This is a genomic window from Flavobacterium sp. TC780, assembly GCF_056783245.1.
In genome coordinates this window covers 24,858-46,821 of the sequence record NZ_JBXBAV010000102.1, presented here as the reverse complement: position 1 = coordinate 46,821, position 21,964 = coordinate 24,858, and the positions used below count along the sequence as shown (strand labels likewise).

The following is a 21,964-nucleotide window of genomic DNA, read 5'->3' as shown; positions in this document are numbered from 1 at the left end:
TCATTGCTAAAGGTTAATACATGCTCCTGTTGTTAGGGAGGCAGCACCTATGACAATCGAATCATATTGAAACTTCCATCAAATTGACATCAAAGACATCTCTCCAACAATCTAAATCCGCTTTGTGTCCAAATGAATTATAGGATATTCCAGCAGTATTGATTAAAATTATATTTTTTAACAAATTTTTATTTTCTTCAAAAAAATTAGAAACTTGTTCTTCTTTTTTCGTTAGGTCAACTTTATACATTCCAGTTACATGTCCCTCTGGTATAGTATTATTGTAAAAACCAATAACATCTTTACCTTCATTTCTAAATTTATCAAATAAAAACTTTCCAATTCCTCTTGAAGCACTTGTAATAATAATCATATTTTTAATTTTAAGTCTATGTCCATTTTAAGATTGAAGCACCATAAGTCCATCCAGAACCTACAGCTGCAAAAAGTAAAATATCACCTCTTTTTATTTTTTTTGACCGGTTTAATTCATCTAATAGAGTAGGAATAGTACCACCACTTGTATTGGCATACTTATCCATGTTTGTCATTACTTTTTCAAATGGAAGACCAATTTTTTCTGCAGTTTTTTGTAATATTTTGATAGACGGTTGATGCGGAACCATATAATCTATATCCTCTATTGTTAATCCAGTATCAGTAAGTACTTGTTGTATTGCTATCGGTAAGACTTCAGTTGCAGTTTCATATACAGCTTTTCCATTCATCTGAAAATAATGCAATTTGATCTTTTAAAGTAGTTTCACTAGCAGGCATTTCTGATCCTCCGGCAGGAATTGTAAAATTCCATTTTCCTTTACCATTAGTATAAAGTCTAGTCTACAAACCTTCTTTCTCATCACCATGGGAAAGTATTGCTGCACCTGCTCCATCTCCAAAAAAATACCGCATTTCTGTCCAGTCAGTAATCTTTGAGAACGTATCAGCACCAATTACCAAAACATTATCATAAACTCCTGAGGCAATAAATTGTGATGCAACAGACATTGCATATAAAAAACCACTACAAACTGCTGAAATATCAAAAGCAACCGCATTATAAGCTTCAATTTTATCTTGAACAATAGCTGCAGTTGAAGGTGCTAATCTATCAGGAGTTGCAGTTGCAACAATTATCAAATCAATATCTTCTTTTTGTAACCCCGCGTTTTCAATTGCTTTTTTTGCGGCCTTAGATGCTAAATCACTAGTGAATTCATCTTTTCTTGCGATTTTCTTCTTTTATTCCTAAGTTATCTTCAATCCATTCAGGTGTAGTTGGAAGAATTTCAGTATAGATCTTCATTTGTTAAAACTTTTAATGGAGTATAAGAACCAGTACCAATTATTTTTACGTTACGAACAAGTTGTCTCATATCTAGATATTAAAAATTTCTTTTATAGATGGATATTCTTCCTTTTTACAATACTTAAAACAAACTGGTTATGATATTTCCCATTTTTAAAGATTGAATGTCGCTGTAATGCTTCTACTTCAAACCTGTTTTCAACATTAATTTTTTGCTACAACATGATCTTCCAAACACTGGCCTGTGCATCTTTCCATATTTAATTCTTCAAAAACAAATTTTAAAATTAATAATACAGTTTGAGTTCCGTAACCTTTTCCATTATAATCAGGATCTATTTTGATTCCACTCCAAAAACATGATTTATTAACATGATCAATATCAGAGACAGAAGTATAACCAATTATTTTTTTACTTTCTTTTTCACAAATTGCTACGTAGAATCTGTCTTGATAATCATTATAAATCAAACTTTCAAGCCATTTTTCTTCTCTAGCTAAGGCGACAAATCGTTTATTCCCCCCAACTAAATTTTCAAACTCATCAATTTTTCTTAATTTACTAACAAGTTCTGCATCGCTTAATTCAAAAGCTCTAAAAAATATATCTATTTCCATTCCATTATTATTTTTTAAAATTTTATCTAATTCTACTTTTGTTTTGTCTTTGGTCAATTGGAAGATTATAAGTTCATCTGTTAATCGTGTTTCTAAACTACCTTCCTTAGCCCAATCGTAAACATTAGGCCTAATATTTGGCTACATCTACTTTTTTATTTTCCAATAACTTTATCCTTAATTCTTTCGTACCCCAGAAAGGGTAAACCATCGGTGGAACATGACCTGTAAAATCTAATTTCAACATATTTAATGACTTTAATTTATGGTCTAAGTACAAAAAATTGTCAATTCGTTTGCGAGCAATTGAATCATAATCAATTGATTTTAATATTCTCTTTGTTAAATTTGACATTTTAAAAATTGGTTGATTATCTAATTTACTATCATTTTCAGCAAATTTTGCGTAACCTTTTTCCGCATTTTGATCAATTCTTTTCAGTAAATGTTCAAATCTTTCAAAAGAAAGATCTATTTCTAAATTTTCTTTACTTTTTTTGGCGCTATATAAATAACTCCCATCAGGCACACCGAAGAACTTTCGTGGAGAATAAAATGTGTCGATATTTTTTATTGGTTCCGAATAAAAAGATTGTGCATTATCAATAATCAGATTTTTGCACTCTCTAACTAAGTCCTTTATAAAACAGTCTTTTAACCCAAAATAGTTTGTATATAAAAAACAAGAATCATCATTTAATTTAGAAAAATCAAAAATAGGCTCTAATTGTTCGTTAATTGAATAAAATTGATATTCTAAATCGAGTTTTTTAATCGGCTGTAGTAAAACATCACAAGTGAAATAAGGTAAATATATTTTTTTATACTTTTTATTTCTTTTAGAATATATTCTAGTGCATTTCTTCCTGTATTTAAGGCTATTGCATTTTTATCGATAAATATTACCATCATTTAATTCCATTTCAAAATATCCTCCTATAGCCTTCACAACAATTCATATTGATTAAGCATTTCTCTTATATCCTCAATTGAATTAAACATTAATACATCCAATAATTGAGAGCCAAGGCTGAAACTCATTATCAAATTGCATATATGTTATTGGCTTTGCTTTGATAAAATTTAACATCACGCCATTTTCATTAAAGATCTCTTTAGAATAAAGTTTCATCCGCCAATCGGATTGATATATTTGTACTGCTTTTTCAATACGAAAATATCCAAAACTCTCTCTCTACCTGTAAATTTTTTATTATTATAAATTTCTGAAGTTTCAGTAATTTCAGTCTGAATTTGAAGATATTTACACACTTTTTTAATACTCTTAATGGCTAATCTACTGATTAAGTAATCTTCTTGATTATCTAAAATGTTTTCAATTAAAGGATATACTTCATTATAGTAATGAGCTTTTTTATAAGATTGTTCTACAGATCTTAAAAATTTAACCTTCCAAATATTATAATAAACTTTAAGTTTATCTTGGTTTCATTTATTAACAAATACGAACTTGGCTTATCTAACGGAACAGTAAACAAAGTATTTTTCTTATTAACAAGAATGTTATTTCTATTTATCCACCCTCCTTTTATAAAATTCACATCATCATAAATAACAAAAATTATATCTACAGCCGAAATTAACTGGAAATAACCAATATAAGGAAAAATATAAGGTTGCATTATAGCTAATTTCATCTTAATTATTTTGAATTCTTAAAATCAATCTACAGATCAAATCCACTTCTTCCACTGTTAAATCATAATATAGAGGCAAACACAAAACGCGTTTAGATATGCATCAGTTATAATAAAATTTTCAGCCTCAAGGTATGGCAAGGCACTAGCTAAAGAGGGGTAAAAATAACGTCGGGTAAAAATTTCGTTTCCATCTAAACTCGATTTAATTTTAATTAACAATTCTTCACTTTCAAGTATCACACAATAATATGCAAAATTTTGCTCAGAATCTTTATGCCAAATTGGGCGATATGCTTTTAATGTCTTCAATTTCTCATCATAACGAGATACCAATAGCTTTCTACTATCATGGATCGCTTGAATATAATTCAAGTTAACCAAGCCCATTGCAGCGTGAAACTCAGAGTTCTTACCATTGATTCCTAGTTCAGAAAAAGTATCATAACTTGAAATTCCAAAATTACGAATATATGCAAGTCTCTTTAATAGGTCTGAGCAATTTGTAATAATTAAACCTCCCTCAATTGAATGGTACAATTTGGTAGCATGAAGAGAACAAGTACTAATATCTCCATACTCAAAAATAGATTTACCATTAATTTCTACCCCAAAAGCATGAGCTCCATCATAAATTACTTTCAAATTATGTTTTTTTGCAATATTCTCAATAGCTACTACATCACATGGGTTACCATATACATGAGTCGCTAAGATTGCTTCAGTTTTATCAGTAATTGCACTTTCAATCTTTAAAACATCAATATTTAAAGTTTTCTCATCTATATCAACAAAAACTGGAGTACAGCCTTCCCAAACAATACAAGAAGTTGTTGCAACAAATGAAAAAGGCGTAGTAATTATTTCTCCACTTATTCCTAAAGCTTTAATAGCCATCTGTAAGGCCACAGTTCCATTGGTCACATACAACAAATGATCTACTTTAAGATAGATTTTGAGATTCATTTCAAGTTCACTTGCCAAGGGGCCCATATTGGTCAACCATTGTCTCTTCCAGATTCCATTAACTAATTTTTGGTATTCTTCTTGTGGAGGTAAAAATGGTTTAGTAACTGGTATCATATTTTTTAAATTATGTTTCGAATCTTTTATTGTTTGAAATTTAAATATAAATGCCAAAAAAATATAAATCACTACACCAACAATACTAGATATGATAAGTCGGGAAATATTATTATAATCAATCAAATAAACATTAACAAAAAAAACTGCTAACCCCATAAAAATAGAAATAATAAAGATAGGTGTTATATCTAGAATTGTTGTTTCAAGATCGATAACCAATTATAGAACCAGCATAATGAGTGTTAATAAAAAGTGCTATAATTGAAGCAACAACAGATCCTATTAATAAAGCTTTAAAACCAAATAAAACAGAAACTATTATTATAAATACTAAAATAATTTTTTTTATTATTTCTAATTTTAAAAAATAAATGCTTCTACCTTTAACCTGAAGTATCATCAAATTATAAAGATGTAAAAAGGAAACAAAATACCAGAGAATGAAATAATTTGAAATATTGGAACAATTGGCAGCCATTTTTCTGTAAATAAAAAAATAACAAGTTCGTTTGCTAATAATGCCAATATACAATTTATTGGAGTTATAATAAAAAGAACCATCAACATGATTTTTTTATAAACAACTTTTAGAGCAGATATATCGATCTTGCACTTTTGCAAAAAGAGGAAAAACAACTTTATTCAATGCAGCTGAAATATTTCCTACAGGCAGCATCATTAAAGAATTAGCCCTAGTATAATAGCCAACAGTTACAGGAGTATAAATTCTACCGATGACTATTTGATAAATATTTGTAAAAATAGTATCTAAAAGTGAAGAAATCGTCATTTTGTATCCGAAATAAAACGAATTTTTGAATCAATCCATATCAAAAATAAACTCTGGATACCAATCAGACGAAAACCACAAAAAAACTGAGGTTAATAAATTTGTCAAAAGCATTGAATATACTAAAGACCAAACACCAAAATCGTTATATGCAAGAAAAACACCTAAAAAGCTACCAATCAGTAAAGCTGGAAATGTTATTATAGCCTGTTTTTTAAATTTCATTTCTTTTGTTAAAATCGTATTCTGAACTGTTCCAAAAGCTAAAAAGATAAAAGAAAGCCCATATATTCTAGCTATATCTGTTAGTATAGGCTGTCTATAAAACAAGGCTATATAAGGAGCCAAGAAAAAGAACAAAACATATATTATTAAACTAACTCCTAGATTAAAAAAAAAAACAGTTGAATAATCCCTTGAATCAATCTTTGAAACTCTAATTAATGAACTTGTCATTCCACCTTCAAATAATGCAGTTCCAATACCAATAAAAACTGCCAACATCCCTATTAAACCAAATTCAGATGGTAAAAGAATCCTCGCCAAAACGATTTGAACTAAAAAAGCAATCAATTGAGTAGAAAATTGTTGTAAAAAAGACCAAATAAAACCTCTTAAGGCTTGCTTTCTTAAAGACATATATCAGAAAAAATACACATATTAAATTAATATTTTTAAAAGATGAGAATAATTGCTTAATTAGAAATAGAATTTAACCAAGATCAAAGCAATACTTATCTCTTGTGATAGCATTATTTAAAAACTAATGAATAAATAACCATCTTACAATTTAACAAATTGTTTTACATATAATCCTACACTCCAAAACCTTTCAAAAATCTTCTAACTATCAATACTATAATGACAAAAAAACCTGCTAAAAAGCTTCCAACTAAGATACCTTTAGCTTTGCCAAAACGCTCTTTAGGTAAAGGTAAAATTGGCCTATCAATTACTTGAATTAAAGGTGTTTCTTTTCGCAAAGTAACTTTTGCAAGTTCTGATTGTTTGACCAATTCTGTTAATATCGCTGTGTTTGCCTGTACATCTACCTGTCTTCGAACTGAAGGTGCACGACGTACATTTAATGCGGGATTTAAATTAAAAGTATTGTCATTAGCAACTGCCACCCCAGTAATTGCTCCATTAAGTTCACTTCGAATAGAATCTGTCTGCCTTTGCAAAATAGCCATGTTCATCCTTGCTTTTTTACTCTTAGTATCTACATAAAAACTGGATACTTCTTTAGCCAAAGCTTCACAAAAGTATTTAGCAAACAATTCATTATTAGAAGACATATCAATAGTAGTGATTGCAATTTTTTTGTCCCTTTGTCCAACAATTAATCCTTTCTTAGATAACTCCTGATACATTGTACCTAAAATACTGTCATGAACTCTTGTAAAATACTACGATTTGTATTCGGTAGAAACTCAATATTAAACAATTTAGGTTTCTTCTCCCAACTTTTTCTTAATTCATTAATCTCTATATACATTTCAGCTAGAGATATTCTTTTGCCATTATAATCAACTGGAGTCAATAGAGTTTGTTCAACCATTCTACGGGATTTGAATAACTCTGTCAGATTGGAACCTGTAAAAATACTCCCCCCCCCCTCCAAGGTCTAATCCTAACGAACCTGCTAAACCCAATGCACTACCTAAACCACCTCCTCCAGACTTTTCATCTTCTAAGGCAAAAGATAAAGTAGCTGTATAAACTGGCTTTTTTATAAATGAATAGGCTACCCCCAAAGAGGCTCCTACTATTCCTGCCAATACTATAATTTTCCATTGTGATAATAAATAGTCATACCACTCCTTTGCTTTTGCTAATAATTCTTTTAACGAAATCTCATCGTTTTCAATAGGCCTATTATCCATTCTTAGAAATTATTTTTATTTAAAAGCAGTTATAACTAACAATGCCAAACTAGAAATCACACTACCAATACCAACCCATTCTCCTGCAGTCATTTTTTTAGTCACTGGTTTTTCAGGAACTACAATTTGAGAATCCGGAGTTACCTTGGGGTATGATCTGAAGAATAAAAAAGAACTTGCTACAGCAGCTTTCCCATTCGGGTAAATTATATATGCCTTTTTCTTCCATCCCATATTATCAACACCTCCAACAGCATTTAAATAATACTTAAAACTTTTACCACTTCTGTATGGAATTTCCGAAGTCAACAATACATTTCCTGTTACTTTAACTCCCTCGTTATAAGTTGCAACTTCTATTTCATCCCCAGGAAATAAAGTAACATTTGAGTAATGATTTTTATCTTTTACAATTCTTTCCCAATCCACAGGAATAGTTGCGTATTTCAGTTCGTCTTTTAATCTTTTAACTAATTGTTTCTCCTTTAAAGAATCATCTTTTCTTAAATTTAAGTCGATGCTCTGTAATTTTTCTATTTGCTCTTCTTTGATAGGCCTCTTAATTTTCATCCCATCCAAATTCGCAATAGATGTTAATCCTCCAGCACGCATTACCACATTATAAACTGTTTCTTTTTTATTAGCCAAAACATATTTACCAGGATAAGAAATTGCACCACTGATCTTAACCATTTCTGGTTTTTCATAAACAGCAATTCTTCGTACATTAATCACATCAAATGGCATTAACTCAAAGTTCTTTATCTGTTCATTATTTCCTTCATTAATTTCCAACTCAAAAACATCTACTCTTTTAGGATCTGCATCATCAATTGCATCTGATTTTTTCATTCTTGCAATCTCAACTCGTTTTGATGCTGAGCCTGTTAATCCGCCAACCTGAACTACCAAATCATTTAAAGTTAGATTTTCATAAAACTCATACTCCCCTGGATTTTTAATTTCACCATCAATTGTAACTTTATATTCTTCTCTAAAATCTAAAATAGAATATACAGTTACAATATCCTCTCTTTTTAAAAGTACATCAGAGTTTAAGTCACCCGATAAAGCACTTGCTAAATCAACATTTACAATTTCTGTTGTTAAATCCGATTTTAAACGAATAATTCTAGCTCTTTTAGTATAAGCATCTTCTTTTAACCCTTCTGCACGGGTTATTAATTCAGATATACGCATTCCTTCTGTAAAAGAATAAAAATCTGGTCTAAAAACTGCTCCTTCTATTTGAATACGATTTTCAAATCGATTTAAAATTTTCGCTACTTTAACAACATCCCCTGATTGCGGTTGGTATATTTTAAATTCACTTTCATTCACATCATGCACTTTAAACTCTTTTCCTGTTTTTTGCAAAATATTTACAGAAGCTGTATAAGCAAATTCATTAAATCCTGAAGCAAAAGATAATAAATCAGCAAAACTTTCTCCTTTTTTCATCTCGAAAACTCCTGGACGTTTTACTTCACCTTCTACTGTCACTCTCTGACTATAGGCTGGAATTCGAATTACATCATTTTCCTTTAAATTCACATTATCGGATTGATCCCCTTTTACTAAAAACTTATAGATATCAATATTTCTATAAACTCTGTTATTACGGATCAATTCAATATTTCTATAACTTCCATTTTTCCCTGGCCCACCTGCTAAATGCAAAGCATTATATACTGTTGCCAAAGAAGATACAGAATAGTTACCTGGTTGTTTCCCACCAACAATAGTAACTTTAATAGTTCTGATCTGTGCTAAACTAACACTTACCTGTGATTGACCTGATCGGACTGTGCTATATACTTTTGCTATAGCTGCTTTGATTTTTTGCGTAGCAGCTTCAATTGTCATTCCCGAAACAGCGATTTGCCCAACATATTGTATTGTAATCTTTCCTTCAACACTTACTGGAATATTATCTTCAAATTCCTGAACACCATAAACGCTAATCTGTAATTCATCACCAGGTCCTAGAATATAATTCATTGGTGTCGCTAATTTCAAATCGGGTTCAAAATTTAATGTTGGATTATCAAATAATTCAGAGCCAAAGATTAAAGCATTTATAGAATCTTTTATTTTATTATTAACAATTTCTTGTTGTTTCCTTCCAAACTCAGTCTTTTTATTTTTATCCTTTGAATCTTCATTATTTGAATTCTTATCCTTTGAATCTTTATCTTTCGAATCCTTCTTTTTGGAGTCTTTTCTAGAAGCTTCTTCCAATCTGGCTTTCAATTTAGAAAACTCAGATTTACTCATTCCTTTTGATAAAATTGCCTCCTCTGCATCATCTATAGTAAGATCTTTGGATTCTAATTGAATCTTGATTTTATTAATATCACTATCAGATAAGTAATCGACCTTAACAGTACTTAAGTCCTTAGATTTTAAAATATCCTGAGCTGACATATTTAATGATACCAAAAGAGTAAAAAATAATATGAGTACTGCCGTTATCTTTTTCATATAGTTTATTTTAATAAGATTTATTTAGAAAATTACTAATTCAATATCTTGAATTAAAAATTACAAATATTAAGAATATTGTTTTTTATAATAGTCTTTGTAAGTTCCAGAAGTCACATTTTGCAACCACTGTTCGTTACCTAAATACCAATTTATAGTTTTTTCTAATCCTTCTTCAAAAGTAACTGAAGGCTTCCACCCTAACTCAATATTAATTTTTGAAGCATCGATTGCATAACGCAAATCATGTCCTGGTCTGTCTTTTACGTAAGTTATCAATTCTTGAGAAGTTCCTTTATCTCTTCCTAATTTCTCATCCATGATTTGGCATAATAATTTCACCAAATCAATATTCTTCCATTCATTAAAACCTCCAATATTGTATGTTTCATGATTTTTCCCTTCATGAAATACTAAATCAATAGCAATAGCATGATCCTCAACAAATAGCCAATCACGAGTATAATTACCATCTCCATATACTGGTAGTGGTTTATTATTGATAATATTATTAATAAAAAGTGGTATCAATTTTTCTGGAAAATGATAGGATCCATAATTATTGGAACAATTTGTTAAAACATAAGGTAAACCGTAAGTTTCTCCATATGCTCTTACAAAATGATCTGAACTAGCTTTTGAGGCTGAATAAGGGGAATTAGGATCATATGCCGTTTTTTCTGTAAATAATCCTTCAGCTCCAAGCGATCCATATACTTCATCCGTACTAATATGATAAAACCTCTTCCCTTCTTGGTTATTCTTCCATTGATTTTTTGCAGCATTCAACAAATTCATTGTACCAATAACATTCGTTTTTACAAACGAAAGCGGGTCTTCTATTGAGCGATCTACGTGAGACTCGGCTGCTAAATGCAGCACTCCTTCAAACTCATTTTCTGAAAAAAGATAATTTATAAAAGTTTCATCAACAATATCTCCCTTAACAAAAGTATAATTTGACTTATCTTCGATATCTTTTATATTTTCAAGATTCCCCGCATAAGTCAGTGCATCTAAATTAAAAATATGATATTGTGGATATTTTGTCACAAAACGTCTCACTACGTGCGAACCAATAAATCCTGCACCTCCTGTTATAAGTATTTTTTTCATTTTAATCATTTAATTCAATAATTCCGAATTTTGGCGCTCTAATTCACCATACAAATCTTTTACATCTTGTGAATTTTCCTTTTGCAAAATCAAATTAGCTGTATCTGTGTGCACAAAAATAGTATTTTTCAATCCTAAAAATGTTGTATGTTTATCAGAACCAATTACCATATTACCACTTTTATCAACATAGTGTCCTTTTGAAATTAAATAATCATACACCGATTCAAAAGATCCTAAATCAGACCAAGTAAAAGATGCAGGCACTACTTTTATTTTTTTACTACGCTCCATAACAGCATAATCAATACTTATAGAAGGAATGTCTAGTGATAAATCCAAATCTAGATTACCATTTTTGTTATTCTCCCAAGCTTTTTTAGACTTCTCATATACTTCAGGCTGATATGCTCTTAATTCATCTAATAACACACCTGCTTTAAAACAAAACATTCCGCTATTCCACAAAAAATTACCTCTTGCAATAAAGCCCTTAGCAGTAACACTATTGGGTTTTTCACGAAAAGAAATTACATCATCACCTTTTGATTCGATATATCCATATCCTGTTTCTGGTTTTGTAGGTACAATCCCAAAAGTTACAATATATCCTTCTCTAGCTTTGGTAATTGCAGTTTTTATAGCTTGATTGTACTTCTCCATTTCATCAATAATATGATCCGACGGTGTTACAATTAAAATATCGTCAGGTTGTGAAGCAAATGCGGCAAAAGCAATAGCCGCTGCTGTATTTCGAGGAGTTGACTCAACAATATTGATATAATCTTTTCCTAACTTCTTCATTACCTTTTCACTCAGATAACAGTTATCAACATTTCCTACAACCATAACTTTATCTGCTAAATTAGCATTTCGTTCCACAGTCATTTCAAACAATGATTTCTCTTCAAATATTTCTAAGTATTGTTTGGGCATACTTTTACGAGAAAGCGGCCATAGTCTACTTCCTATTCCTCCTGTTAAAATAACATGTATAATTGAATTCTCTGTATTCATAATTAATCTTTTACTAATAAAAAAAAGTGATAATCACTTAATTTTACAGTCTACTATCTGCAATATTTCCTAATATTCCTTTTACATCGTACAACAAACTATTCTCTTTTTGTAATTCCGAAAAATTTAAACTCAAAAATTCAGTATGAGCTACTCCTAGAACAACAGTATCAAATTTTTGATTCGGGATAATATTGGTTATATCTAATTTATATTCTTTATATACTTCTTCAAAACTAGCTAATGGATCAAATATTGTAATTGCAATACCATATTCTTTCAAAGCCAGAATTAAATCTACAATTTTGGTATTGCGAACATCGGGACAATTTTCTTTAAATGTAATACCAAGCATTAAAAGATTAGCTCCATACACATAAATCCCTTTTTTCAACATTAACTTTACTATTTGTGAAGCAATGTATTCTCCCATACTATCATTTAAACGACGTCCTGCTAAAATAATTTCTGGATGATACCCAAATTCCTGAGCTCGTTGTGCCAAATAATAAGGATCAACACCTATGCAATGACCACCGACTAATCCTGGTTTAAATGGTAAAAAATTCCATTTTGTTCCTGCTGCTTCTAGAACTGATTGAGTATCAATATTCATTAAATTAAATATTTTAGCTAACTCATTTACAAATGCAATATTAATATCTCTTTGTGAATTCTCGATAACCTTAGCTGCCTCAGCTACTTTTATTGTTGGGGCTAAATGTGTTCCAGCTGTAATAACCGTTCTATATAATTCATCGACTTTTCTCCCTATTTCTGGGGTTGAACCCGACGTAACTTTTAAAATTTTCTCAACAGTATGTTCTTTATCGCCTGGATTAATTCGTTCTGGTGAATACCCCGCATAAAAATCGACATTATATTTCAATCCTGATATTTTCTCCAAGACAGGCACACATTCTTCTTCGGTTACCCCTGGATAAACAGTAGATTCATAAATAACTATGTCTCCTTTTTTTAAAACAGAACCAACTGTTTCGCTTGATTTGTATAAAGGCGTTAAATCTGGTCTATTATTCTTATCAACTGGAGTAGGAACTGTTACTATATAATAATTACAATCTTTTATATCTACTATATTTGAACTACAATACAAACCAATAGCCTCTCCTGTTTTATCGACTAAAACTTTTTGTAAAGTTTCATCATCAACTTCAAAAGTTGTATCCGTTCCTGATTGTAAAGAAGCTATTCTTGATTGATTAATATCAAACCCAACAACCGAATATTTTGTAGCAAATAATCTAGCCAATGGCAAGCCAACATAACCTAAGCCTATAACTGCTATTTTTACGTTTTCATCCATTATTACTACTTTTTTTAATTATTTTAATCATTTATCAACACAGCTTCGCTTATCCAAGTCACATTTTGACTCAGATAAACGAACATACTATTTCGGCAAATATACCATAATAAGGCTATTAATTCAATAGTAAAAATCATCGAAATAGTAAAAATCTATATTATCCAACCTAAAAAAACACAATGAACTAAAAATCAATTTAAAAAAAACTATTAAATCAAAACATTAAACAAAAAAATCACTAAAATTAGTGACTCTTTTTTCCGCAAATTCTTACTTATATTCAAAATTTGTCTTGTTAATTTATTTAAATTTTATCTTTAACACACATCCCAATGACTCTAAAACCAATATATAATGAGTATTAGATATCTCTTGTACGATGGCATCCTGATTGCTAAAAGCTCCAGAATCTAACTTTATTTTATCTCCTATTTTAAATGGAGTAACTGAAATCTCATCAATAGTTGGGGATTCTAAACTGTTTTTAATCGCTTTAATCTCTCCATCACGTACTACGGCTGGTTTACCTAACCAAAACAAATAACGGATTACTCCTGGAATTTGAAATACTAAATTCCTATCTAAATCTTCTAATTGAACAAAAACATAAGAATTAAACAACGGTACTTCAACTTTCTTTTTCCTATCCGACCACTGTCGCATTTGAATAATTAATGGACAATAACATCTTATTCCTATTTTATTTAATTGATCCGCAACTTTTTTTTCCCATTTGGGTTTCGTATAAACTACATACCAATTCATTACTACTTATTTTGTTATGAAATTTACCTATAAACATTAACAACTCTTAATTAATTGCAATACTTATTTTATGACCCAATACCTAGATATACAAATCCGATCTCTTCTAATTCTTCCTTGTTTAATATATTTCTTCCATCAAAAATAAAAGCTGGCTTTTGCATTGAATCATAAATCTTCGCCCAATCATATGTCACAAACTCATCCCATTCAGTCAAAACTGCAATTGCATGGGCTCCATTACAAGCATCATAAGCATTTTCAAAAGTTGCAACAGCTTTAGTGTTTTTCTCTAAACTTCTAGTTTCTAAATAATTTAAATCACTTAGCATTTTTTCTCTAGAAACTTTAGGGTCATAAACAGCTATCTTAGCTTGTTCATTGATTAAATCATCCGCCACATAAATTGCTGCCGATTCTCTTGTATCGTTTGTATCTTTTTTAAACGCCCAACCTAAGAATGCTATTTTTTTACCCGAAACAGTGTTATATAACGTCTGAACTATTTTATTTGAAAACCTTCTCTTCTGATGATCATTCATAATAATTACCTGTTCCCAATAATCAGCAACTTCGTGCAATCCATATGTTTTAGCAATATAAACTAAATTTAGAATATCTTTTTGAAAACATGATCCTCCAAACCCAACTGAAGCTTTAAGGAATTTAGAACCAATTCTGGTATCCATTCCAATTGCTCTAGCGACTTCGTTCACATCTGCCCCAGTTTTCTCACACAATTCAGACATGGCATTGATTGAGGATATTCTTTGAGCCAAAAATGCATTTGCAGTCAGCTTCGACAACTCCGATGACCAAACATTTGTAGTTAGTATTTTATCTGATGATACCCAATTTGAATACACTTCTACTAAAGCATCTATTGCTTCTTTACCTTCTGATGTAGAATCTCCACCAATCAATATTCTATCCGGATTTAATAAATCAGTAACTGCAGTCCCTTCTGCTAAAAATTCTGGATTTGATAAGATTTGAAATTGCACTCCATTTCCTGTATTATCCAAAATACTTTTAATAGCCTCAGCTGTTCGTACTGGTAATGTCGACTTTTCAACTACAATTTTATTGTCTTTTGCAATTTTTGCAATTTGTCTTGCGCACAATTCAATATACTTTAAATCCGCAGCCATTCCCTTCCCTTTTCCATAGGTTTTAGTAGGTGTATTTACAGATATGAAGATAATTTGAGCCTCATCTATAGCTTTTTCAACATCTGTAGAAAAGAATAAATTTCGTCCTCTGGCTTCAGCTACAATTTTATCAAGACCTGGTTCATAAATTGGTATATTATCAGTATTCTCATCATTCCATGCTTTGATTCTATCTTCATTTAAATCAACTACTGTAACTTGTATATGAGGGCATTTTTGCGCAATAACTGCCATTGTTGGCCCTCCTACATAACCCGCACCAATACAACAAATCTTTGTGATTTTCATCTAATTAAATTTACTAATGTTTATATTTTTTCATTCTATATCAAAAGAATGTTCTTATTTTAAATTATTCCAATACCAACCTACAGCTTCTTTTAAACCTTCTTGTAATGAATATTTTGGATTGTATTCTAGCATTTTTTTTGCTTTATCTATACTTGCCAAAGAATGTGGAATATCTCCTGCCCTATTTGGACCGTACGTTACTTCTACCGAAGCTATTTTTGGATTATACTCAGATAAATATTTTTTCAAATAACCAACTAAATCATTTAAGGTATTTCTATCCCCATACGCAGTATTATATACTGTATTAACTGCTTCTGGATTCTTAGTCGCCATAGCCAAAGCATTCATTTGAATCACATTATCAATATAAGTAAAATCTCGTGAAAAATTTCCATCACCATTAATCAAAGGACTTTCCAATTCCATTAATTGCTTCACAAATTTTGGAATAACTGCCGCATAAGCTCCTTGTGGATCTTGTTTCCTTCCAAAAACATTAAAATAACGCAATCCTATTGTTTCTAAGCCATAAGTTTTACTAAAGATTTCAGCATATAATTCATTTACATATTTTGTAATGGCATAAGGAGACAATGGCTTACCAATTACTTCTTCAACCTTTGGAAGTCCTTCTGAATCACCATAAGTAGATGAACTTGCTGCATAAATAAATCGCTTTACTTTAGCGTCTCTTGAAGCTACTAGCATATTTAAAAAACCAGAAACATTAACATCATTGGTTGTAATCGGGTCATTTATTGACCTTGGTACTGAACCTAAAGCAGCTTCATGTAAAACATAATCAACTCCTTGGACTGCTAGAATGCAATCTGCGATGTTACGAATATCCCCTTCTATCAATTTAAAATTAATATTAGAAATAAAATCTTTTAAGTTATGTCGGTGACCTGTCGAAAAATTATCTAAGCAAATAACTTTATGCCCTTGTCCCAAAAAATACTCACAAAGATTAGAGCCTATAAAACCAGCTCCTCCCGTAATTAATATCGTGTTTTGTGATTCCATAATTAATACTTTTAAATTACTCGATATTATTTTTTATTCAATTTATTGAAAATCGTTTTTAAGAAACTCTCTTTTTTGTCTCTTCATGATATCCATTAGAATAATTTCCATAACCATATCCATAAGTAGCTCCATATTTGGCCTTATTTTCAAATCCGTTCAAAACAATACTCGTATTTGTAAGTTCCCCTCTTTTTACCCTATTATTTAACAACGTTATCATATCTTTTTTGGTATAATTTTGCCTCACTATATATAAGATCACATCACTATATTGTGCCAATTCTAAAGAATCTGAAACGAGCCCAACTGGAGGGGTATCTAAAATTATGTAATCATATTTCGTTTTTAACTCATCAATAAATTCTTTCATCGTTTCTCCTAAAATCAATTCAGAAGGATTTGGAGGAATTGGCCCTGAAAGAATAACATCTAAATACGGAATCTTGGTTGTATTAGTAATTTCTGCTAGGCTTTTTTTCTTAATCAAATAATTAACTACTCCTACTTCATTAATCAATTCAAATTCTTCTGCTAATCTTGGTTTTCTTAAATCCAAACCAACAATAACTGTTCTTTTTTCACTCAAGGCAAAAACGGTAGCTATATTAATAGAACAAAATGTTTTTCCTTCGCCACTAACCGATGAAGTTATCATTAATGTTTTTGCTCCATCTACTTGCTGTTTTTTATACAAGAACTGCAAGGAAGAACGAATTGCTCTAAATGATTCCGACAATGCCGATTTTGGTTTATCAAATACTGCTAAACTCGAAGCTTCATTATTTACACCAACCACTCCAATTAATGGAATCTGCGTTTGCTTACTAACATCTTCTATATTCTGAATTGAATTATTAATAAAGAAAATAACAAAAATAGCTAACAACGGAATTAATAATCCCAAGAATAACGCTAAAACATAATTAACCGATGTTTTGGGTCCTATTAATCCTCCTCCAACATCTTTAGCTGGATCTATAAAGTGAATATCAGATAAATTAGCTGCTTTTACAATATCAGCTTCACTTCTTTTTTGAAGGAATGTACTATAGATATTATCACTTAAATCATATTTTCTTTTAATCTTTAATAATTCCTGCTGTTCTTCTGGTAATTTTTTTATTGTACTTTCAGTTTGTCCAATTTTACTATTAACCATTGCCAAATCATACTGTAAAGAAGTTTTTGCTGAAACAATGTTTTCTAACAAAACATTTTTGACAGCCATCATTTGATTGTCAAAATCCTTAAAAATTTTATCACTTTTTACAGCATAAGCCATTTCTGATCTTTGTGTAGAAAGCGATATCAATTTAGAAACATTCACAACAATATTTGGATCTTCAATCCCTGCTACTGATGGCGCAGGCAATTTAGAATAATCGACACTATTATTTAAATAGGCTTTTAACGAATTATAATAGGCAATTTTACGGGTAACTTCATCTCTTTCGACATCAAAATCCATAATTTTGTCTGAGAACTTACTACCACCTTCTTCTATATTATAAACATTTTTGCCTTTTCTAAATGACTTCAATTCATCTCCAGTTTGCTTTAACTGAGTTTCCATTGCTACAAGCGTACTATCGATAAAATTAATCGTATTTGTTGCAAACTGATTCTTACTATCCAATTGGATTTTTATTAGCATTTTCACAGTCGAATTTAAATATTCAACCATCCTTGCCTTATTAGTTCCTTGCATTCCTAATGTAAGTATAGAACCTCCTCTTTCATCAGATTGCACACTAACTCCACGATATCTTGCAACTGTTCCATCAAAATTATTAAATCTTACAAAATATTCCTTGTCTTTATAAAAACCAGGATTATCATTTATTTGCAATTTCCAATTTAAAAAAGGCAACGAAACTTGTTCTCCAACTTTATACTTTTTTACAAACTCTCCTATCTCTACTGCTGTATTACTATATGAATTATTTGCATAAGTAATTAATGAAACCGAATTATTCTCAAAAGGAATTCTAATTTCATATTCATTAGCATTCAAAAACTTAATACTAATTAATGAACTAGCAAGCTGTCCCTTCGATTTATCTATATTTACATAAAAAGGAACTGCCCCATAAGAATCTACTAGATTATATTCTCCTTGTTCTAAATAATCAATATAATATTGCAATTTATCTACAACAAGCTCGTTGTGGGATCTAGACTGCAATACTGTAGTAGTACTACTAATTTGATCGGAAGTCCCTCCCCAATTAAAAACTAAACTTGTATTTGAAGTAAAAAATGGATTGTTTTCTTCTTTTATAGAAATCAACGTTTCCATTCCATATATTTTTTCTTTGCGAATATTTACTTGATAAGCAATTGCAAAAGCAATGATTAAACTCAATAAAAACCATTTCCAGTATCCTCCAATTTTCAATAAAAACCCTCTAAAATCAAAATTGGATTGATTGTCAAAAATTGAAAAATCTTTTATATCTAACATTTTCTGAGTAGGTTTTTAAAGTTTTAAAAGTAAAAATGTAGTTGTTGCCAAAGAAATTATTGTAATTATTGTTCCCATAGATTCTATTCCTGTTTTACCAGTTCCCCAGGTTTTCTGCTTGAGTGGTTTCACATAAATATAATCATTTGGTTGTAAATAGTAGTAAGGAGATTTCATTGCATTAAGATCGGTAAGATCTATATCATGCATTTCGGATCCAGTGGGTGATTGACGAATAATAGTAACTGATTTTCTATTTCCTGTAATCGTAATATCACCTGAATTAGCAATGGCTTCCATTACATTTACCTGTTGTTGAAAAAGTGTTTTTGTACCTGGAGAATTTACTTCCCCATTTATAGTATATCTAAAACCTGCCAACTTAACTGTTACAAATATATTTGCCTCTGATTTAAAATGTTCGTCTAATAATTGTTTCTCAATTTTAATACGTACCTCTTCTAGCGTATACCCCATAACATTTATTTCTCCCAAAACAGGCATTCTTATATTCCCATGATCATCAACAGTAAAACCATCAAAATATAAACCCGCTTCAGAATTAGAAGAACTTTGACCAGTTCCTTTATCAGTAGTATTAAAAATCGCTACTAATTTTGGATCGATAGCTTTTATATTAATACTTAAAACATCATTCGTTTGTAAACGATACGGTTTTGATTCTACAGCAGCAATATTACTTTCTGTACCTGTCGCCCCTTTATCTTGTAAATAAACCAAATCATTTAGCGGAATACATGATGTAAAAAGGATGCCAATAAGTATCAACAGATAAAAAGAGTTTTTATTCATTTGTAGAATTTTAACAGTAAATATAGCTTTTCATTTATTATTTAGAAAATATCGATTTTTATTATAAACTCGATTAATTATTCTTGAACGTTTTCTCAAACGGAACTCTTTGCAATATACTTCGTCCAAGAGTAACTTCATCTGCATATTCTAACTCGTCGCCTACTGCAATTCCGCGTGCAATAGTTGAGATTATAATTTCGACATCAGCTATTTGCTTATAGATATAAAAATTAGTAGTATCACCTTCCATGGTTGAACTTAAAGCAAATATAATTTCGTTTACCCCCCCAAACTTTACCTTTTCGACTAAAGTAGTTATATTCAACTGGCTTGGCCCGACGCCTTCTATTGGAGAAATTTTCCCACCTAAAACATGATAAATCCCTTTATATTGCCCTGTATTTTCTATAGCCATTACATCGCGAATATCCTCTACTACACAAATAGTCTGGTGATTTCTGGATGTATTGGCGCAAATTTCACAAACTGCAACATCGGAAATATTATGACAGCTTTCGCAAAATTTAATATCGGCACGCATTGTTGTAAGTGCTTCGGCTAAAAATCCGGTTTGCTCTTTGGGTTGTTTTAATAAATGTAAAACCAATCGCAAAGCTGTGCGCTTACCAATACCTGGTAATTGCGACATTTCGTTGACTGCTTTTTCTATTAATTTTGAAGAAAATTCCATGAGGGCAAAAATACTAAATTTGCGGGTTTACTCGACTTTTGTTTATAAAAATCAGAATTTTAAAATACTTCAATTATTACATTTTAAAACTAATTATTACTATTATTTATTTTAGAGTCTAGCCCAGATAAAAGCGGCATCCTTTTTCTGGTTTTTTCTATCAGAAAAAGATATAGCGGATAGCTGGAAATAGCTTCTAAAAACAATAATTGATTTATTTTATATACCTAATATTGATTTGTAGTAAGCAAAACCAAAGTACAAGCAACTTGAGCCTTGATATTATTAAGTTCTAATAATTGATATAATTCTGGGTTTTCAGTTCCTGGATTAAAAATTACTCGCTTAGGTTTAGCTTCAACAATGTAATTATAGTAGTCGCGCTGACGCGCTGGGTTCAAATACAAAGTAACTGTATCAATATTTTTAAGCGGAATAGCCTTTGTATGAATCTTCACTCCAGCAACTTCTCCAGCATTTTGACCAATTGCCAAAACTGTATGTCCTTTTTCTACTAATTTATTTATAGCTAAAAAAGCATATCTATCAGGCTTAGTAGTTGCTCCAAGCACTACTGTTTTTTTATTTTTCATTGTCTTTAATATATACCACAAAAGTAATCAAAAAGGTTTAGCTCTTCGATTATTTAAAAAGTTTAGTTATTTTTCAATAAAATCAACAATATACTGATTAAACCGCAATCATATCTTTCAAAAAAGACTATTTTTACAGTACTAAACCAGACTTTATGGATCTATTTATTTACTTATTTGCCGCTCTTTTCTCGGTATTAAACCCAATTGGAACAGTTCCAATCTTTGTAGGATTAACACAACATGACTCTAAGAAAGAGCGTTCCAGAATTTCTTTATGGACTGCAATAAATGTTTTCCTAATCTTAATTGTTTCGTTTTTTGTAGGGCAATATATGCTAACTTTCTTCGGAATTAGTATCGATGCTCTTCGTATTGCTGGAGGAATTATAATTGTAAATTCAGGATTCTCTCTACTTTCAGGAAAATTCAACAAGAAAAGAGGGATAAACAAAAAGATAGAAACAGATGCGCAACAAAGAAATGATATTGCTCTTACCCCACTTGCAATCCCCATGCTTGCAGGTCCTGGATCGATATCTTTATTAATTGCTTTTTATCAAGAACACCACCAAACTAGCGAAGTAATAATAGGTTCATTTGCTATTTTAGCAATTGCTGTTGTAATTTTTATTATTCTTAGAAGCGCACATTATCTTGCTAAGATACTTGGAGCATCTGGAATTGTTGCAATATCTAGGATAGTTGGTTTTATTGTAATTGCAATTGGAATACAATATATAGTGAGTGCTATTATCAATATAATTAAAGTGAATTTAATGTAATTTTGATTTCGCTAAAAATAAAAAAAAGGGATAAATTATCCCTTTTTTTAGAATTCTATTT

Annotated in this window: 22 protein-coding genes and 3 pseudogenes; 1 reads left to right on the top strand and 24 read right to left on the bottom strand. The window is 30.5% G+C overall.

Annotation, left to right across the window (positions count from 1 at the left end):
- Window positions 1–61: 61 nt before the first annotated feature.
- The 24 genes and pseudogenes from AC1RYN_RS11060 to AC1RYN_RS10945 form a co-directional block, all read right to left on the bottom strand.
- Window positions 62–373 carry an SDR family oxidoreductase gene (locus AC1RYN_RS11060; protein WP_481807015.1) on the bottom strand — a complete coding sequence of 104 codons (312 nt, stop codon included), beginning with the start codon at window positions 371–373 and terminating at the stop codon, window positions 62–64.
- Between the two features lie 16 nt (window positions 374–389).
- Window positions 390–728, bottom strand: a complete 339-nt coding sequence (locus AC1RYN_RS11055) for a 3-oxoacyl-ACP synthase III family protein (RefSeq protein WP_481807014.1) — start codon at window positions 726–728, stop codon at window positions 390–392.
- A 112-nt stretch (window positions 729–840) separates the two neighbouring features.
- Entirely contained in the window at window positions 841–1,176 is a 336-nt protein-coding gene (locus AC1RYN_RS11050) for a hypothetical protein (RefSeq protein ID WP_481807016.1), read from the bottom strand.
- Between the two features lie 337 nt (window positions 1,177–1,513).
- Window positions 1,514–1,984 (bottom strand): GNAT family N-acetyltransferase, encoded by a 471-nt coding sequence (locus AC1RYN_RS11045; protein WP_481807013.1) that lies wholly within the window; start codon window positions 1,982–1,984, stop codon window positions 1,514–1,516.
- Window positions 1,985–2,057: 73 nt separating this feature from the next.
- Window positions 2,058–2,456: a hypothetical protein gene (locus tag AC1RYN_RS11040; RefSeq protein ID WP_481807012.1), complete on the bottom strand. Its 399-nt coding sequence runs from the start codon at window positions 2,454–2,456 to the stop codon at window positions 2,058–2,060.
- Window positions 2,457–2,683: 227 nt separating this feature from the next.
- Complete coding sequence (locus AC1RYN_RS11035) at window positions 2,684–2,839, bottom strand: hypothetical protein (RefSeq protein WP_481807011.1); 156 nt, start codon at window positions 2,837–2,839, stop codon at window positions 2,684–2,686.
- 82 nt (window positions 2,840–2,921) lie between these two features.
- Window positions 2,922–3,346 (bottom strand): annotated as a pseudogene (locus AC1RYN_RS11030) (WbqC family protein).
- On the bottom strand, window positions 3,325–3,585 hold the full coding sequence (locus AC1RYN_RS11025) for a WbqC family protein (protein WP_481807010.1): 261 nt from the start codon (window positions 3,583–3,585) through the stop codon (window positions 3,325–3,327). The pseudogene AC1RYN_RS11030 and the gene AC1RYN_RS11025 overlap by 22 nt, the downstream one beginning before the upstream one ends.
- A gap of 1 nt (window position 3,586) precedes the next feature.
- A pseudogene (locus AC1RYN_RS11020) lies at window positions 3,587–4,668 on the bottom strand (DegT/DnrJ/EryC1/StrS family aminotransferase).
- A 402-nt stretch (window positions 4,669–5,070) separates the two neighbouring features.
- On the bottom strand, window positions 5,071–5,232 hold the full coding sequence (locus tag AC1RYN_RS11015; RefSeq protein WP_481807009.1) for a hypothetical protein: 162 nt from the start codon (window positions 5,230–5,232) through the stop codon (window positions 5,071–5,073).
- A gap of 13 nt (window positions 5,233–5,245) precedes the next feature.
- Window positions 5,246–6,100, bottom strand: a pseudogene (locus tag AC1RYN_RS11010) (lipopolysaccharide biosynthesis protein).
- Between the two features lie 176 nt (window positions 6,101–6,276).
- The gene (locus tag AC1RYN_RS11005) at window positions 6,277–6,834 is read right to left on the bottom strand and encodes a hypothetical protein (protein WP_481807008.1); all 558 of its coding nucleotides are present in this window, start codon (window positions 6,832–6,834) and stop codon (window positions 6,277–6,279) included.
- A 189-nt stretch (window positions 6,835–7,023) separates the two neighbouring features.
- Window positions 7,024–7,347, bottom strand: a complete 324-nt coding sequence (locus tag AC1RYN_RS11000) for a Wzz/FepE/Etk N-terminal domain-containing protein (RefSeq protein ID WP_481807007.1) — start codon at window positions 7,345–7,347, stop codon at window positions 7,024–7,026.
- A 15-nt stretch (window positions 7,348–7,362) separates the two neighbouring features.
- Window positions 7,363–9,831 (bottom strand): SLBB domain-containing protein, encoded by a 2,469-nt coding sequence (locus AC1RYN_RS10995; protein ID WP_481807006.1) that lies wholly within the window; start codon window positions 9,829–9,831, stop codon window positions 7,363–7,365.
- A gap of 69 nt (window positions 9,832–9,900) precedes the next feature.
- A complete protein-coding gene (gene rfbB, locus AC1RYN_RS10990) occupies window positions 9,901–10,947 on the bottom strand; it encodes a dTDP-glucose 4,6-dehydratase (RefSeq protein ID WP_481807005.1) in 1,047 nt (348 codons plus the stop codon).
- 9 nt (window positions 10,948–10,956) lie between these two features.
- Window positions 10,957–11,964 carry a mannose-1-phosphate guanylyltransferase gene (locus AC1RYN_RS10985; RefSeq protein ID WP_481807004.1) on the bottom strand — a complete coding sequence of 336 codons (1,008 nt, stop codon included), beginning with the start codon at window positions 11,962–11,964 and terminating at the stop codon, window positions 10,957–10,959.
- A 43-nt stretch (window positions 11,965–12,007) separates the two neighbouring features.
- Window positions 12,008–13,291: a nucleotide sugar dehydrogenase gene (locus tag AC1RYN_RS10980; protein WP_481807003.1), complete on the bottom strand. Its 1,284-nt coding sequence runs from the start codon at window positions 13,289–13,291 to the stop codon at window positions 12,008–12,010.
- Window positions 13,292–13,594: 303 nt separating this feature from the next.
- Window positions 13,595–14,059, bottom strand: coding sequence for a UpxY family transcription antiterminator (locus tag AC1RYN_RS10975; RefSeq protein ID WP_481807002.1), 465 nt, complete (start codon window positions 14,057–14,059; stop codon window positions 13,595–13,597).
- Between the two features lie 68 nt (window positions 14,060–14,127).
- The gene (locus AC1RYN_RS10970) at window positions 14,128–15,519 is read right to left on the bottom strand and encodes a UDP-glucose 6-dehydrogenase (RefSeq protein ID WP_481807001.1); all 1,392 of its coding nucleotides are present in this window, start codon (window positions 15,517–15,519) and stop codon (window positions 14,128–14,130) included.
- A 54-nt stretch (window positions 15,520–15,573) separates the two neighbouring features.
- Window positions 15,574–16,551, bottom strand: coding sequence for an SDR family oxidoreductase (locus AC1RYN_RS10965; protein WP_481807000.1), 978 nt, complete (start codon window positions 16,549–16,551; stop codon window positions 15,574–15,576).
- A 58-nt stretch (window positions 16,552–16,609) separates the two neighbouring features.
- Window positions 16,610–19,018, bottom strand: a complete 2,409-nt coding sequence (locus tag AC1RYN_RS10960) for an exopolysaccharide transport family protein (protein ID WP_481806999.1) — start codon at window positions 19,016–19,018, stop codon at window positions 16,610–16,612.
- A gap of 15 nt (window positions 19,019–19,033) precedes the next feature.
- Window positions 19,034–19,831, bottom strand: coding sequence for a polysaccharide biosynthesis/export family protein (locus tag AC1RYN_RS10955; RefSeq protein WP_481806998.1), 798 nt, complete (start codon window positions 19,829–19,831; stop codon window positions 19,034–19,036).
- 73 nt (window positions 19,832–19,904) lie between these two features.
- The gene (recR, locus tag AC1RYN_RS10950; protein WP_481806997.1) at window positions 19,905–20,525 is read right to left on the bottom strand and encodes a recombination mediator RecR; all 621 of its coding nucleotides are present in this window, start codon (window positions 20,523–20,525) and stop codon (window positions 19,905–19,907) included.
- A gap of 227 nt (window positions 20,526–20,752) precedes the next feature.
- A complete protein-coding gene (locus tag AC1RYN_RS10945) occupies window positions 20,753–21,118 on the bottom strand; it encodes a CoA-binding protein (protein WP_229988482.1) in 366 nt (121 codons plus the stop codon).
- 155 nt (window positions 21,119–21,273) lie between these two features.
- Between AC1RYN_RS10945 and AC1RYN_RS10940 the strand changes: the two genes are divergently transcribed.
- Window positions 21,274–21,903, top strand: coding sequence for a MarC family NAAT transporter (locus AC1RYN_RS10940; RefSeq protein WP_129539779.1), 630 nt, complete (start codon window positions 21,274–21,276; stop codon window positions 21,901–21,903).
- Window positions 21,904–21,964 lie beyond the last annotated feature (61 nt).

What these genes read in the sequence shown, in the direction of transcription:
- AC1RYN_RS11060 (WP_481807015.1), bottom strand. Translation starts at nt 373, where the DNA reads ATGATTATTATTACAAGTGCTTCAAGAGGAATTGGAAAGTTTTTATTT.
- AC1RYN_RS11055 (WP_481807014.1), bottom strand. Translation starts at nt 728, where the DNA reads ATGAATGGAAAAGCTGTATATGAAACTGCAACTGAAGTCTTACCGATA.
- AC1RYN_RS11035 (WP_481807011.1), bottom strand. Translation starts at nt 2,839, where the DNA reads ATGATGGTAATATTTATCGATAAAAATGCAATAGCCTTAAATACAGGA.
- AC1RYN_RS11025 (WP_481807010.1), bottom strand. Translation starts at nt 3,585, where the DNA reads ATGAAATTAGCTATAATGCAACCTTATATTTTTCCTTATATTGGTTAT.
- AC1RYN_RS11015 (WP_481807009.1), bottom strand. Translation starts at nt 5,232, where the DNA reads ATGGTTCTTTTTATTATAACTCCAATAAATTGTATATTGGCATTATTA.
- AC1RYN_RS11005 (WP_481807008.1), bottom strand. Translation starts at nt 6,834, where the DNA reads ATGTATCAGGAGTTATCTAAGAAAGGATTAATTGTTGGACAAAGGGAC.
- AC1RYN_RS11000 (WP_481807007.1), bottom strand. Translation starts at nt 7,347, where the DNA reads ATGGATAATAGGCCTATTGAAAACGATGAGATTTCGTTAAAAGAATTA.
- AC1RYN_RS10995 (WP_481807006.1), bottom strand. Translation starts at nt 9,831, where the DNA reads ATGAAAAAGATAACGGCAGTACTCATATTATTTTTTACTCTTTTGGTA.
- rfbB (WP_481807005.1), bottom strand. Translation starts at nt 10,947, where the DNA reads ATGAAAAAAATACTTATAACAGGAGGTGCAGGATTTATTGGTTCGCAC.
- AC1RYN_RS10985 (WP_481807004.1), bottom strand. Translation starts at nt 11,964, where the DNA reads ATGAATACAGAGAATTCAATTATACATGTTATTTTAACAGGAGGAATA.
- AC1RYN_RS10980 (WP_481807003.1), bottom strand. Translation starts at nt 13,291, where the DNA reads ATGGATGAAAACGTAAAAATAGCAGTTATAGGCTTAGGTTATGTTGGC.
- AC1RYN_RS10975 (WP_481807002.1), bottom strand. Translation starts at nt 14,059, where the DNA reads ATGAATTGGTATGTAGTTTATACGAAACCCAAATGGGAAAAAAAAGTT.
- AC1RYN_RS10970 (WP_481807001.1), bottom strand. Translation starts at nt 15,519, where the DNA reads ATGAAAATCACAAAGATTTGTTGTATTGGTGCGGGTTATGTAGGAGGG.
- AC1RYN_RS10965 (WP_481807000.1), bottom strand. Translation starts at nt 16,551, where the DNA reads ATGGAATCACAAAACACGATATTAATTACGGGAGGAGCTGGTTTTATA.
- AC1RYN_RS10960 (WP_481806999.1), bottom strand. Translation starts at nt 19,018, where the DNA reads ATGTTAGATATAAAAGATTTTTCAATTTTTGACAATCAATCCAATTTT.
- AC1RYN_RS10955 (WP_481806998.1), bottom strand. Translation starts at nt 19,831, where the DNA reads ATGAATAAAAACTCTTTTTATCTGTTGATACTTATTGGCATCCTTTTT.
- recR (WP_481806997.1), bottom strand. Translation starts at nt 20,525, where the DNA reads ATGGAATTTTCTTCAAAATTAATAGAAAAAGCAGTCAACGAAATGTCG.
- AC1RYN_RS10945 (WP_229988482.1), bottom strand. Translation starts at nt 21,118, where the DNA reads ATGAAAAATAAAAAAACAGTAGTGCTTGGAGCAACTACTAAGCCTGAT.
- AC1RYN_RS10940 (WP_129539779.1), top strand. Translation starts at nt 21,274, where the DNA reads ATGGATCTATTTATTTACTTATTTGCCGCTCTTTTCTCGGTATTAAAC.